At 72.0% G+C, this 12353-nt stretch carries 18 protein-coding genes and 2 pseudogenes; 13 read left to right on the top strand and 7 right to left on the bottom strand.

Annotation, left to right across the window (positions count from 1 at the left end; all coding sequences use genetic code 11):
* Nucleotides 1-94 precede the first annotated feature (94 nt).
* From AC07EG_RS28415 to AC07EG_RS28425, 3 genes are read left to right on the top strand one after another with little or no spacing between them, the layout of a single operon-like run.
* Nucleotides 95-328, top strand: coding sequence for a hypothetical protein (locus tag AC07EG_RS28415; RefSeq protein ID WP_478256264.1), 234 nt, complete (start codon nucleotides 95-97; stop codon nucleotides 326-328).
* Nucleotides 329-365: 37 nt separating this feature from the next.
* Complete coding sequence (locus AC07EG_RS28420) at nucleotides 366-1205, top strand: class I SAM-dependent methyltransferase (protein ID WP_478256265.1); 840 nt, start codon at nucleotides 366-368, stop codon at nucleotides 1203-1205.
* Nucleotides 1205-1807: a TetR/AcrR family transcriptional regulator gene (locus AC07EG_RS28425; protein WP_478256266.1), complete on the top strand. Its 603-nt coding sequence runs from the start codon at nucleotides 1205-1207 to the stop codon at nucleotides 1805-1807. The genes AC07EG_RS28420 and AC07EG_RS28425 overlap by 1 nt, the downstream gene beginning before the upstream one ends.
* Here AC07EG_RS28425 and AC07EG_RS28430 read toward each other — a convergent pair.
* From AC07EG_RS28430 to AC07EG_RS28450, 5 genes and pseudogenes are all read right to left on the bottom strand, one after another.
* Nucleotides 1797-2138 (bottom strand): DoxX family protein, encoded by a 342-nt coding sequence (locus AC07EG_RS28430; RefSeq protein ID WP_478256267.1) that lies wholly within the window; start codon nucleotides 2136-2138, stop codon nucleotides 1797-1799. The genes AC07EG_RS28425 and AC07EG_RS28430 overlap by 11 nt on opposite strands.
* An 82-nt stretch (nucleotides 2139-2220) precedes the next feature.
* Nucleotides 2221-2445, bottom strand: a pseudogene (locus tag AC07EG_RS28435) (prolyl oligopeptidase family serine peptidase); the annotation flags it as partial.
* A 163-nt stretch (nucleotides 2446-2608) separates the two neighbouring features.
* A pseudogene (locus AC07EG_RS28440) lies at nucleotides 2609-2800 on the bottom strand (prolyl oligopeptidase family serine peptidase); the annotation flags it as partial.
* Nucleotides 2801-2942: 142 nt separating this feature from the next.
* On the bottom strand, nucleotides 2943-3413 hold the full coding sequence (locus AC07EG_RS28445) for a hypothetical protein (RefSeq protein WP_478256268.1): 471 nt from the start codon (nucleotides 3411-3413) through the stop codon (nucleotides 2943-2945).
* Nucleotides 3414-3667: 254 nt separating this feature from the next.
* Nucleotides 3668-3898, bottom strand: coding sequence for a hypothetical protein (locus tag AC07EG_RS28450; RefSeq protein WP_478256269.1), 231 nt, complete (start codon nucleotides 3896-3898; stop codon nucleotides 3668-3670).
* Between the two features lie 35 nt (nucleotides 3899-3933).
* Here AC07EG_RS28450 and AC07EG_RS28455 point away from each other — a divergent pair, with 35 nt between their 5' ends.
* Complete coding sequence (locus tag AC07EG_RS28455) at nucleotides 3934-4623, top strand: nitroreductase family protein (protein ID WP_478256270.1); 690 nt, start codon at nucleotides 3934-3936, stop codon at nucleotides 4621-4623.
* Nucleotides 4624-4626: 3 nt separating this feature from the next.
* Here the strand turns inward: AC07EG_RS28455 and AC07EG_RS28460 are convergent, their stop codons facing one another.
* Nucleotides 4627-4962 (bottom strand): hypothetical protein, encoded by a 336-nt coding sequence (locus AC07EG_RS28460; RefSeq protein WP_478256271.1) that lies wholly within the window; start codon nucleotides 4960-4962, stop codon nucleotides 4627-4629.
* Between the two features lie 144 nt (nucleotides 4963-5106).
* Between AC07EG_RS28460 and AC07EG_RS28465 the strand changes: the two genes are divergently transcribed.
* The 9 genes from AC07EG_RS28465 to AC07EG_RS28505 all read left to right on the top strand — a co-directional run bounded on the left by AC07EG_RS28465 (nucleotide 5107) and on the right by AC07EG_RS28505 (nucleotide 11888).
* Complete coding sequence (locus AC07EG_RS28465; protein WP_478256272.1) at nucleotides 5107-5505, top strand: hypothetical protein; 399 nt, start codon at nucleotides 5107-5109, stop codon at nucleotides 5503-5505.
* 10 nt (nucleotides 5506-5515) lie between these two features.
* Nucleotides 5516-6151, top strand: a complete 636-nt coding sequence (locus AC07EG_RS28470) for a class I SAM-dependent methyltransferase (protein WP_478256273.1) — start codon at nucleotides 5516-5518, stop codon at nucleotides 6149-6151.
* 278 nt (nucleotides 6152-6429) lie between these two features.
* A complete protein-coding gene (locus tag AC07EG_RS28475) occupies nucleotides 6430-7743 on the top strand; it encodes an ATP-binding protein (protein WP_478256274.1) in 1314 nt (437 codons plus the stop codon).
* Complete coding sequence (locus AC07EG_RS28480) at nucleotides 7740-8171, top strand: roadblock/LC7 domain-containing protein (RefSeq protein ID WP_478256275.1); 432 nt, start codon at nucleotides 7740-7742, stop codon at nucleotides 8169-8171. Before AC07EG_RS28475 ends, AC07EG_RS28480 begins: the two co-directional genes overlap by 4 nt.
* On the top strand, nucleotides 8168-8521 hold the full coding sequence (locus AC07EG_RS28485) for a DUF742 domain-containing protein (protein WP_478256276.1): 354 nt from the start codon (nucleotides 8168-8170) through the stop codon (nucleotides 8519-8521). The genes AC07EG_RS28480 and AC07EG_RS28485 overlap by 4 nt, the downstream gene beginning before the upstream one ends.
* Entirely contained in the window at nucleotides 8499-9092 is a 594-nt protein-coding gene (locus tag AC07EG_RS28490) for a GTP-binding protein (protein WP_478256277.1), read from the top strand. Before AC07EG_RS28485 ends, AC07EG_RS28490 begins: the two co-directional genes overlap by 23 nt.
* Nucleotides 9089-10471, top strand: a complete 1383-nt coding sequence (locus tag AC07EG_RS28495; RefSeq protein ID WP_478256278.1) for a cytochrome P450 — start codon at nucleotides 9089-9091, stop codon at nucleotides 10469-10471. Before AC07EG_RS28490 ends, AC07EG_RS28495 begins: the two co-directional genes overlap by 4 nt.
* Nucleotides 10453-11559: a cytochrome P450 family protein gene (locus AC07EG_RS28500; protein ID WP_478256380.1), complete on the top strand. Its 1107-nt coding sequence runs from the start codon at nucleotides 10453-10455 to the stop codon at nucleotides 11557-11559. The genes AC07EG_RS28495 and AC07EG_RS28500 overlap by 19 nt, the downstream gene beginning before the upstream one ends.
* A 20-nt stretch (nucleotides 11560-11579) precedes the next feature.
* Complete coding sequence (locus tag AC07EG_RS28505) at nucleotides 11580-11888, top strand: DUF6191 domain-containing protein (protein ID WP_478256279.1); 309 nt, start codon at nucleotides 11580-11582, stop codon at nucleotides 11886-11888.
* Here the strand turns inward: AC07EG_RS28505 and AC07EG_RS28510 are convergent.
* Complete coding sequence (locus AC07EG_RS28510) at nucleotides 11848-12327, bottom strand: hypothetical protein (protein WP_478256280.1); 480 nt, start codon at nucleotides 12325-12327, stop codon at nucleotides 11848-11850. The genes AC07EG_RS28505 and AC07EG_RS28510 overlap by 41 nt on opposite strands.
* Nucleotides 12328-12353: the final 26 nt, after the last annotated feature.

Raw genomic sequence — 12353 nt, forward strand, 5'->3', positions numbered from 1 at the left:
GGGTGACGCGGGCCGGTCGCGGATCGTGACGCGGTAACACCGCGCCGGGCGGCGGCGACTACGGCCCTGAGGGGACGGACTGCGAGGCGTGCCAATGGATCGGGATTGCGGTGCGGTGGACCGGCTGCTGGCGGCCTGGCGAGCGGAGATCGACAGCGTGCCCCTGCCGGAACTGGTGTCGACGGAACAGGCGCTGGCGATCCTCGCCACGCGCGGCTGCCCCGGCCGCCCGGACCGGGGCAGGCGCTCGGCCTGGATGCGCGCGCGCCTGAGGTGCCGCCCACCGGCCTCCCTCAGCCGGCCCCGCCCCACCCGTGACCCGCGGTGACTTTCCGTCCACCCGGTCGCGCGGGCATTATGAACGCATGTTCACAAACATCGTCAACACCGCTCAGGCGGAGGCGTGGAACGGCTACGAGGGTGAGCACTGGGCCGCGCACGACGACCGCTTCGACGCGGTCAACGGCGGGTTCAACGCGTTCGTGCTGGACGCCGCGGGCGTCGGCGAACGGGACCGGGTGCTCGACATCGGCTGCGGCAACGGCCAGCTGACCCGGCAGGCGGCACAACGGGCGCACCTCGGCCGGGTGTCCGGGGTGGACCTTTCCGGCCCGATGCTGGCCACCGCCCGCGCCAGGGCGGCGGGCGAACGGCTGGGCAACCTGAGCTTCGAACAGGGTGACGCGCAGGTGCACCCGTTCGAACCGGGGTCGTTCGATGTGGCGATCTCCCGGTTCGGCGTGATGTTCTTCGCCGATCCGGTGGCCGCCTTCGCGAACGTCCACCGGGCGCTCGCGTCGCCGGGACGGCTGGCGTTCCTCTGCATGACCGAACTCGACGGTACCGACCTCGGCCGCGTTTTCGCCGCGATGGAACCGTTCCTGCCCCGGCCGACCGGCGCGGACGGCACCGGGCCCACGTCGTTCGCCGATCCCGCACGCAGCCGGGAGGTGTTGTCGGCGGCCGGTTTCACCGGGACGACCTGCACGCGGGTGGAAGCGGACCAGGTGTGGGGGCGGGATGTCGCGGAGGCGGCGGCGTTCATGGCCGGCTGGGGCCCGGTCAAGCACCACTTGGGACTGGTCGACGCCGAAACCGCGGCCCGTGCCAGGGAGGCGCTCACCACCGCACTGGGTGCGTTCGCCCAGCCCGGCGCCGTCCGGTTGCGAGGCACGGCGTGGCTGGTCACGGCGGCGAAATCCTGATGTCACCGCGGAAAGCGGCGGCTCTGCCGGACGGGCGGTCGCTGCGCGAGCACCTGGTCGACACGGCGAAGCAGCTGATCTCCGCCCACGGCACCGCCGGACTCACCGTGCGCGCGATCGCACGGGAGGCGGGCGTCGCGGATGGGGTGCTGTACAACCACTTCGCCGACAAGGAGGAATTGCTGGCGAACGCGTTGCGCGCCTATGTCCGTGCGGTGGAAGCGGAACTCGGCGAACTGCCCGAGGCCGGTTCGGGCACCGTCGAGGCGAACCTGCGGGCGCACCTGGACCACGGGCTGGCGCTGCACCGGGCGATCCTGCCCGCGTTCACCGGTCTGCTCGCCCAGCCCGCGGTCCTCGCCCGGTTCGGTGAACTCGGCGGCCGCGGGGAGGACTGGCGTGACCGCCTGCGCGACTACCTGCGGGCGGAACGGTCCCTGGGCAGGCTGGCCGCCGGCGCGCGGGTCGACGCGGCGGCGGCGATGCTCGTCGGTGTGTGCCACGAAACCGTGCTGTCGGCGCTCCTCCCGCACACGGCCCCGGCCGAGGTGCCCGCCGTCGACGACGTGATCGCCGTGGTGCTCGCCGGCCTCACTGGCTGAGCGCCAGCGACGCGACCACGGGCGCCAGGTACAGCAGCGGTGCCGGGATGTGCGCGAAGGAACGCGCGCGGATGATCGTGACCACCGCGCCGGTGAAGTACAGCACCAGCCCGATCGCCGCCGCCAGCCCGATCCACGGCACGAACAAGCCGGCGACCAGGCCGAGCGCACCCGCCGCCTTCGCCGTGCCGAGCCACGGCCACCACGACCGGGGCACGCCGTACTCGGCCAGCGGCTCCACCACGAACTTCAGGCGGGCGAAGATCGCGAACGCCGAGAACGCGACGAACGCGGCGGCGAACCCGGTGACGACGACGTAGGTGACAGACATCGGAACTCCTCAGCGGTAATGGCAGAACACCACGTCGACCCGCCGTCACCCGCCGATGTGACCGCCCCGGGAGTGGTTCGGGTCACTCCGCCCCGAGGACGGCGAAGCGGTTCCGGCTGCGGTGCAGCAGGTCCACCTGGTGGGCGCGTTCGCTGATGCGGTGGCCGTCACGCGGGTAGACGGCGAACTCGTGCGGGACGCCGTGGTGGCGCAGGGCGCGGTGGAAGTGGATGGCCTGGCTGAGCGGGACGCCGGTGTCGGCCTCGCCGTGCACGATCAGGATCGGCGTGGACACCTGGGCGGCGTGCGTGACCGGGCTGAGGGCGGTGTGCGAGCCCGGCCCGCCAGACGGTGCCGCCGCCGAGGCCGCCTTCCAGCACCCCCTCCCCCCCGGTGCCCACCAGCATGCCCCGGTCGCTGATGCCGGCCCCCATCAGCGCCGCCCGGAACCGGCCGGTCTGCGTGACGGCACACGCGCCGGCGAAGCCGCCGTGGCTCCAGCCGCCGATGCCCAGCCGGTCCGGATCGGCGACGCCTTCCTCGACGAGCAGGTCGATGCCGGTGAGCACGCCGGTCCATTCACCGCAACCCACCGCACCCGCCACCGAAGCCGCGAACTCGTGCCCGTGCCCCAGGCCGCCACGCGCGTTCGGCAGGAACACGGCGTGCCCCGCGGCCGCCAGCCACTGCCCGGACGGGAACCAGTTCAGGGGAACGAATCCGCGTACCGGTCGTCCGGGCCACCGTGCACGAGGGTGACGAGGGAGAACGGGCCGTCGTCACGCGTGCGGCCCGGCGGCAGGATCAGCAACCCGTCGAGGTCGCAGCCGCCGGACCGGTAGGCGAGTCGTTCCTGCGTGCCCCAGGTGACCCGCGCAGTTCCGGGCGGGTGTCGGTGAGCTGCCGCCACGGGCCCGCCACCGGGCCGGTGTGCACGCCCGGTGGTTCGTACGCGGTGCTCACCAGCGCCGCCACCACCTCACCCGAGTCGCTCGCGCTGAGCGCCGACACCTTGCCCGTCATCGTGCGCACCCGCTGGAAACCGTGGTCGTCCAGGCGGTACAACGCGGTGTCGAGGCCGTCGGCGAACAATGCGAGCGGACCGGCACCCGAGGCCGCCAGTTCGATCGGGCAGCACGGCATTCCGGCGGTGAGGTTGCGGTGCTCCGCGTCGAACACCGCGAGCCCGCCGATCAGCCCCGGTCCGGTGGTGGCCAGGTACAGCACGCGCCAGCCGCCGGCGCTGTGCCACCACACCGGCGAATGCACCAGCAATTCGGTCTCGCCCAGGTGCCGTTCGGTGACGGGTGCACGGGATCCCGTTCCGGGCTCGCCCGCGTGAGCACGGCGAGCAGGTCGTCCGGCCGTCGCGCGATTTCGATGACGTGACGGCCACCCAGTACGGCCGAGGAGTGACCCGGGAGGCGCAGTCCGTTCCCCGGACGCGGTTCGGTCCAGGCCACGGGGTCCGAGTGGTCCGGTTCCGGCCGGGGCACCACCACCACTTCGCCCGAACGAGCGGCACGCAGTCACCCGTCAGCGCCTCGATTTCCCCGGTGCGGGAAAATCCGTTCCACACCTTGATACAGCCAGCGCGAATCCGGCTTCGCGCCCCGTGCGCTCAGCTGCCGCGGAGAATCGCCGTCGGTCACCCACAACGCCCCGTCGACCAGGTAAGCGACCCAGCGCCCGTCCGGGGAAACGCGTGATTCGGTGGGTTGCACGGCGTCGATGACGAGTTCCGCGGCCAGCATTCCCATTGTGCGAACACCATCCGGCTTCGAGAATGGCTGCCATGACGCACTGGACCCCGAACTACGGCGATCCCTTCGAACCGGTGCCCTACCGGCCCGCCCGCCCACCGGCGGACGAATCGCTGGCCACCGCGGCCGACCTGCGCCGCCGCATGGACACCCGCCGCACCGTGCGGGCGTTTTCCACCGACCCGGTACCGGAACAGGCGGTGCTGGACGCGATCGCGGTCGCCGCCACCGCGCCCAGCGGTGCCCACCAGCAACCCTGGACCTTCGTGCTGGTCAGCGATCCCGAGGTCAAGCAGCGCATCCGCGAGGCGGCCGAGGAGGAGGAACGCCTGTCCTACGAAGGCAGGCTGGGGGAGGAGTGGCTCTCGGCGCTGCGCCCGCTGGGCACCGACGCGGTCAAGGCCCACCTGACCGACGCGCCCTACCTCATCGTGGTCTTCCAGCAGCGGTTCTACCTCGACGAGCACGGCGACACGCACAAGCACTACTACGTCGACGAATCGGTGGGCATCGCGGTCGGCATGCTGCTGACCGCGCTGCACCTGTCCGGCCTGGCGGCGCTGACGCACACCCCGTCGCCGATGCGGTTCCTCGGCGAGCTGCTCCAGCGACCGCGCAACGAGAAGGCGTTCGCGGTCATCCCGGTCGGGTATCCGGCGGACGACTGCGTGGTGCCGAACCTGGTGCGCAAATCGCTGGACCAGGTGCTCGTGCGCCGCTGAGCGTCAGCGCGCCTGCTGCGGCCACTGCTGCGGGTGCGGCTGCGGCCCCGGCATCGGCGCCGGGACCGGGCGCGGACGGGAGTTCACCGCGGCCGCGGCGACCAGGCAGCCGACCCCGGTCAGCGCCAGCATGAGCTGCAGCGCGTAGTGGTCCGCGTCCAGCCGGAGAAAGGTGTCGGTGCTCTTGGTGGTGTGGCACTCCACCCAGCCGACGGAGTTGGGCGGCTTGCAGGTCCACTCCATCATGCCGGCCAGCCGGGCTTCGTCCGACATCACCGCGCTCACGCCGAAAGCCGAAGCGAGGAACAGGAAACCGAGGATCAGGAAGGTGAGCTTCACCGGCGCCAGCGTCCGGGTGCCGCTTTCACCCCGCTTTCACCTGTGGGTCGATCGCACCCTGGGCGAACCCGCCCGCCCGTTCTAGGTTGGAAGTTGTCGAACTGATCTCCCTTTTACGGGAAACGGCAACTGCGGGGAGCTGGGATGAACGGGAAACTGCGGCGGTTCGCGGTGGTGCTGGCCTGCGGCATCGGCGGATTCGGGCTGGCGGCGGGCACCGCCCAGGCGGCCGGGTACGTGCCGGTGCCGGGCGACTACGAATACGACACCAGCCGGGGCGCCTGGCACGACTACTGCACCTGGTCGCCGGACATGCCGGTCGTGCCGCCGTGGGGCCAGGTCGACTTCCGCGGCCCGTGCGCGCACCACGACATGTGCGAGGAAGCCGGTGGCGCCAACACCCTGCGCTGCGACCGGTTGTTCTTCGACAAGATGCACCAGCAGTGCGAGCACACCTTCGGCGCCGGCCCGGCCCGCGGCCCGTGCGACTTCATCGCCGACACCTACTACAACGTCGTCCGCAACACCGGGGACCCCGCCTAAGCTCGGTCCCGTGATCGGTGTGCGGCGCAGCTACGACCGGGTCGCGGGAAAGTACGCGGCGGAACTGAGCGGCGAGCTGGCGGGCAAGCCGCTCGACCGCGCCGTGCTCGATGCGTTCACCGAGCTGACCGGCGGTGGTGTCGTGGCCGATGTGGGGTGCGGGCCCGGCCACGTCGCCGCCGCGCTCACCGCGCACGGCACCCGGGTCGTGGCCGCCGACCTGTCGACCGGCATGTGCGCCCAAGCGCGGCGGCACGCGCCCGTCTGCGCGGCCGACATGACCGCGCTGCCGTACCGGACGGCCGCGCTCGCCGGGATCGTCTGCCTGTACGCGGTGATCCACCTGGACGCTCCCGGTCGCGCGAGGGCCTACCGGGAGTTCTCCAGGGTGCTCCGCCCCGGTGGGCACGCGCTGATCTCCGGGCACACCGAGGATGCCGAAATCCGGCCCGGTGGCAGCCGGACGCTGACCGAGTGGTGGGGCGAAAGCGTCGGGCTGACCTTCTACTTCCTCGATCCAGAACGGGAAATCGCCGCGCTCGAAGACGCCGGCCTGACGCTGTCGGCCCGGCTGGACCGCGCGCCGCACCCCGGGGCCGAGCACGCGAGCGCGCGTTGTTATTTGCTGGTGCGGAAATCCGCGTAGGCGCGGGCGCTGCCGCCGATTTCTCCCAGACCCGTGAGATTACGAACCGTTTGCGCTACGGTACTCGCTGCTGACATCGCGCCGGCCGCGATGTGACCTCCGTCCCCCGCCGTTGTGGAGCCGCGCACATGCCGTCCTGCCCCGGGCTCGCCCGAATGCTCATCGCCCGGTACGGCGGTCACCGCCGGGGCGCGGACGTGGCGCGGATTCCGGCGATCGCCTAGCCGACTGGTGGCCCGTGACCGGTCGACCGTGAGGAATCCATGGAATACCCCCTGTTGACGACAGGTTTGCTCTGCCTGCTGTTGCTCTGCCTCGTGCTCGCCGTGCTGCTCGTCCGCCAGCGCCGCGTCACGGTCAACCTCGGCCGGTACCGCGACGCCGCGGTCGCCGAGCTGACCGCCCGTGAGCACGAGGAACGGCACCTGATCGAAGTCCGGCTGCCCGCGCTGGCGGAATCGCTGGCCAACCCGTCGGTGACCGTGCCGGGCCCGTTGCGCGACACCGGCGCCGGCGACCCCCACCGCGGCGTGCTCGAGACGATCACCGAACTGCTCGGCCAGACCCGCCGCCAGGCCGCCGAATCCGCCGCCGCGACGCTGCGGGCGATGATGCGCACGGTGCAGAACCTCGCCGGTGAGCAGCAGGTGCTGATCTCGGAGATGGAGGTCCGCCACGACGACCCGGCGGTGCTCGACGGCCTGCTCGGCCTCGACCACGCCAACGCCCAGCTCGGCCGCCGCGCCCAGGCCACCGCGGTGCTCTGCGGTTCGTGGCCCGGCCTGCAGCGCTCGGCCGCCACGCTGACCGACGTGGTCCGCGGCGCCACCGGCCGCATCCGCGACTACGCCCGCGTGCAGATCCCCGCCCCCTCGGACACCGCGGTGATCAGCCAGGCGGTGGAACCGGTGGTGCTCGCGGTGGCCGAACTGCTGGACAACGGCGCCCGCCACTCCCAGCCCGGTTCACCGGTGCAGGTCACCTTCCAGCAGGCGCACAACGGGCTCGCCATCATCATCGACGACGCGGGTGTCGGCATGACCGTGGAAGCCGTGCAGCGCGCCGCGTGGCTGCTCGACGGGCACGGCGGCCAGGACATCGCCGCGCTCGGCGTGCCGCCGCGCATCGGGTTCGCGGTGATCGGCGCGCTCGCCAGCCGGTACGGGTTCCGGGTCTCGGTGGACACCCGCTCGCCCTACGGCGGGGTGCGCGCGGTGCTGTTCCTGCCCACCGAACTGCTCACGCGGATCACCACGCCCGCCACCGCCCCGGCTCCCGAGCCCGCTCCGGTCCCCGCGCCCGCCGCGGTCACCCCGAGCCCGACGCCCCGGCCCAGGCCGGAACCGGCCGCCCCGGCGCCGGTGAACACGGACCTGGGCACCACCGCGCACGGCCTGCCCCGGCGCCGCCGCCGCAGCGCGGCCGCGACCCGCCCGGCCACCCCCGCCGCCGCCCCGGTCGCGCAGGCCGCGCCGCCGCCGTCCGCATCGTCCGCGCCCTCCACGAACTCGGTCGCCACCGCCGCGGCCTGGCAACGCGGCACCCGCCGCGGCCGTGCCAATTCCGCCGACGCAGAAAGGGAATCCCAGTGAGCTTGAACAGCACGGACGCGACCACCAACCGGCTCGGCTGGATGCTCGACCAAGCACTCCAGATGCCGGAAACGCTCTACGCCGTGCTGCTCTCCGCCGACGGGTTGCTGATGGCCCACTCCAAGGGCATCGACCGGGACGACGCCGAGCGCACCGCCGCCGCGGTCTCCGGCCTGCAGTCGCTGGCGCGCGCCACCGGCGAATTCTGCCGCCAGCAACCGGAGAAGTGGCGGCAGACGCTGATCGAGTTCGACGGCGGTTTCGTTTTCCTCACCGCCGCCGGCCAGGGCGCCTACGTCGCGGTGTCCACCACCGGCCGCGTCGACGTCGAAGGCGTTTCCTCCCGCATGCAGGAACTGGTGCAGCGGCTCGGTCAGGAACTGACCGCCCCGCCGCGCTTCCCGTCCGCAGGCGGCAGTCCGGCATGACCCGGAACCGGCGCGAGCAGGCACTGGTGCGGCCCCACGTGGTCACCGAAGGTCGCGCCCACCCGACCCGCAACACCCTCGACGTGGCCACCGTGGTGCTCGCCACCTGGGCGCCGGTGGTCGGGCTGAGCCCGGAGAAGCGGCGGGTGATGGAACTGTGCCGCGGTGGCGCGCTGGCCGTCGCCGAGGTGGCCGCCCACCTGAACCTGCCGACGAGCGTGACCAAGGTGCTGCTGTCCGACCTGCTCGACTCCGGGCACATCGAAGCCCGCGCCGCCGTGCGCCAGGCCGACATCCCCGACCACCAACTCCTGCAGAAGGTACTCGATGGCCTCCGTGCTCTCACCTGACGGATACGTCCCCGCCACCGTCCGGACCTCGGTCAAGATCCTGGTCGTCGGGCCGTTCGCGGTCGGCAAGACCACCTTCGTCGGCACCCTGTCCGAGATCCGCCCGCTGCGCACCGAGGAGACCATGACGCAGGCGGGTGCGGTGGTCGACGACCTGTCCGGGGTCCGCGGCAAGGACACCACCACCGTCGCGATGGACTTCGGCAGGCTCACCCTCGGCGGCGACGTGGTGCTCTACCTGTTCGGCGCGCCGGGGCAGCAGCGGTTCACGCAGATGTGGAAGGACCTCGCCTACGGCGCCCTCGGCGCGCTGGTGCTGGTGGACCCCACCCGGCTCGAGGAGTCCTTCGACGTGATGGGCCTGCTCGAAGAACTGGGCCTGCCGTACGCGGTGGCCGTCAACGAATTCGACGGCGCACCGCGGTTCCCCGAAGAAGAGCTCCGCGAAGCACTCGACCTGCTTCCGGAAACCCGCCTGGTCAGCTGCGACGCCCGCGACCGCGGGTCGTCCGCGCAGGCACTGATCAGCCTCGTCGACTACCTCTTCCACCCCCGCCAGGAGCTTTCGTGACCTCTCCCGCCGCCGGACCGCCACCCGGCTGTCCCGCGCACGCCGAGCGCGCCCGCCTCTACGACGAGGAGTTCGCCCGCGACCCCGCCGGGGTCTACGCCAGGATGCGGGCCGCGCACGGGCCGATCGCCCCGGTCGAACTGGCGCCCGGGGTGAACGCCAGCCTGGTCATCGGCTACGAAGCCGCGCTGGAGGTGCTGCGCGCGCCGTCGACCTTCCCCCGCGACCCCCGGCGCTGGCAGCAGAACCAGCCCGAGGACAGCCCGGTCATGCCGATGATGGGTTACCGGCCCAACTGCCTGTTCACCGACGGCGCGGTGCACGCCCGCCTGCGCAGCGCGGTCACCGGCAGCCTCTCGCGGGTGAACCCGCACGCCCTGCGCGACTACGTCGAGAAGACCGCGCGCGAGCTGATCTCCCGGTTCTCCGCCGGCGGCCGGGCGGACCTGCTCAGCGACTACGCCACCACGTTGTCGCTGCAGGTGTTCAACCACCTCTTCGGCTGCCCGCCCGCCCTGGGCGACCGGCTGGTGGCCGGGATGCGCGGCATCTTCGACATGGTCGACCCCGAGCGCGCCAACGCCGAGCTGACCGCGAGCATGCTGGAACTGCTGGCGCTCAAGCGCAAGCAGCCCGGCCAGGACGTGCCGTCGTGGATGATGGCGCACCCGGCGCGGCTGACCGACGAGGAACTGCTGCACCAGCTGGTGCTGCTGATGGGCGCGGGCACCGAGCCGCAGCAGAACCTGATCGCCAACGGCATCCGCCTGCTGCTGGTCGACGACCGCTTCGCCGGCGACCTGGCCGGGGGCAGCCTGCACGTGGAGGACGCGCTCGAGGAGATCCTCTGGGGCGACCCGCCGATGGCGAACTACTCGGCCGGGTACCCGTGGCCCGCGGTGGACCTCCTCGGCACCCACCTGCCCGCCGCCGAACCGGTGGTGATCAGCTTCGCCGCCGCCAACACCGATCCCGCGCTGCGCGCCGAGCAGCGCGTCGGCAACCGCGCCCACATCGCCTGGGGCGCCGGGGTGCATTCGTGCCCCGCGCAGGGCCCGGCCCGGCTGATCGCCACCACGGCCATCGAAACCCTGCTCGACGCGCTGCCCGACCTGCGCCTGGCCGTGCCGGAGGACCAGCTCCGCTGGCGCCCCGGCCCGTTCCACCGGGCACTGGCCTCGCTGCCCGTGCTGTTCACCCCCGTCGTGCCGAAGTCCGCAACCGCCGAACCGACTGGAGAGCACCGTTGGAATCCGCACCCAGCCCCTTCGTCCTCGACCCCACCGGCCGCGACATCCACGCCGAGAACGCCGAACTCCGCGCCCGGGGCGCCGCGACGCTGGTGGAACTCCCTGGCCAGGTGGTGGCGTGGTCAGTAACCGACCCCGAACTGCTCAAGCGGCTGCTGAGCGACCCGAAGGTGTCGAAGGACCCCCGGCAGCACTGGGCGGCTTGGCGGGAGGGCACCGTGCCCGCGGACTGGCCGCTGATGATCTGGGTCGCCGTGCAGAACATGTTCACCGCCTACGGGGGTGAGCACCGGCGCCTGCGGTCGCTGGTGTCGAAGGCGTTCACCTACCGCCGCACCGAGGCCCTGCGGCCGTGGGTCGAGGAGATCACCCACGGCCTGCTCGACCGGCTCGACGGCATGTCCGGCACGGTGGACCTGCGTGAGAACTTCGCCTACCCGCTGCCGATCGAGGTGATCTGCCAGCTGTTCGGCGTGCCCGACGAGCACCGGCCCGACCTGCGCAAGGTGGTCGACGGGGTGTTCAACACCACCGCCACCCCCGAAGAGGCGGCGGCCAACGGCGAGCAGCTGTACCGGATCCTCGGTGAACTGGTCGCCACCCGGCGCGCGGAGCCCGGCGACGACCTCGCCAGCGGCCTGATCGCCGCCCGCGACGAGGACGGTTCCGCGTTGCAGGAGGCGGAGCTGGTCGACACGCTGATCCTGATGATCTCGGCCGGGCACGAGACCACGGTCAACCTGCTCGACCACGCGATCACCGCGCTGCTGACCCATCCCGCGCAGCTGCGCCAGGTGCTCGGCGGCGAGTACACCTGGGGCGACGTGATCGACGAAACCCTGCGCTGGCAGGCACCCGTGGCACACCTGCCGCTGCGCTACGCCGTGGACGACATCGTTGTCAGCGAGACGCTGACGATCAAGGCGGGCGAAGCGATCCTGGCTTCCTACGCCGCCGCGGGCCGGGCCCCGGAGACCGCGGGTGAGAACGCCGACGAGTTCGACCTGTCACGGCCGAACAAGAACCACCTCTCCTTCGGTCACGGCGTGCACTTCTGCCTCGGTGCCCCGCTGGCCCGGGTGGAGGCCGAGATCGCGTTGCCGGCGTTGTTCGCCCGGTTCCCGGACCTGGCACTGGCGGTCGACCCGGCGGACCTGCCGACCACCGCGTCGTTCATCTCGAACGGCCACCAGTCGCTGCCGGTCACCCTGCGCTGAACCCGGGTACCTTGGCCGGTGTGGACCCGGTGGAGACGCTGCTCGCCTGGAGCATTCCGGCAGGCACCCTGCTGATGGTGGCGGTGGGGGTGGTCGAACTCGTGCGCGCCAGAGGGCGCAGGCGAGCGGGCACCCCGCTCACCGCCACCTACATCAACGAGGTGACCGCGATGTTCTACGGCACCAAGCGGCGGGAACTGGAACACCGGGCCGCGGTGGAGATGCTGCGCGACGAGGAGGGCGACAACGCCCCGCCCGCGCACGGCATCGACCTCGAACGCGGCACGGTCATCCTGCCGCCCGGCGATCGAGCTTCCGGAACGCGCTGAACAGGAAGGTGCCCATGGCCGCGGTGAGCACCAGGCGGACCACGTTCAGCGCGTTCCACTGCCACGCCGTGGCCGTCAGGTCGGCCGATAGGTAGTCCTCGCCGAACATCCGGCGGACGAGCCCCGCGACGATGTACACCGACAGCGCGACCGCGACCACCGCCGTCACGCCCGCGCGCCGGTAGTCGCGCGCGAGCTCCTCGTCGGAGTTGCGCCACCACAGCACCCACACGAGCAGGATCACCAGCGGCACGATCGGCACGAAGTACAGGGTCGGGCCGGTGGTGGTGAAGAACCCGTGCAGCCGGGTGAACTGGGCCGGGCTGTCCACCACCCAGTTCGGCGAAAGCACCACGGCTTCGTAGAGGTTGCCGAAGAACCAGTACGCCATGCCCAGCACCGCGACCAGCGTGAGGCGACGCTGAGTTTTCCCGGCCATGCGGCCGATCCTAGCGCCCGCGAAAA

The organism is Amycolatopsis sp. NPDC045836 (assembly GCF_056431745.1).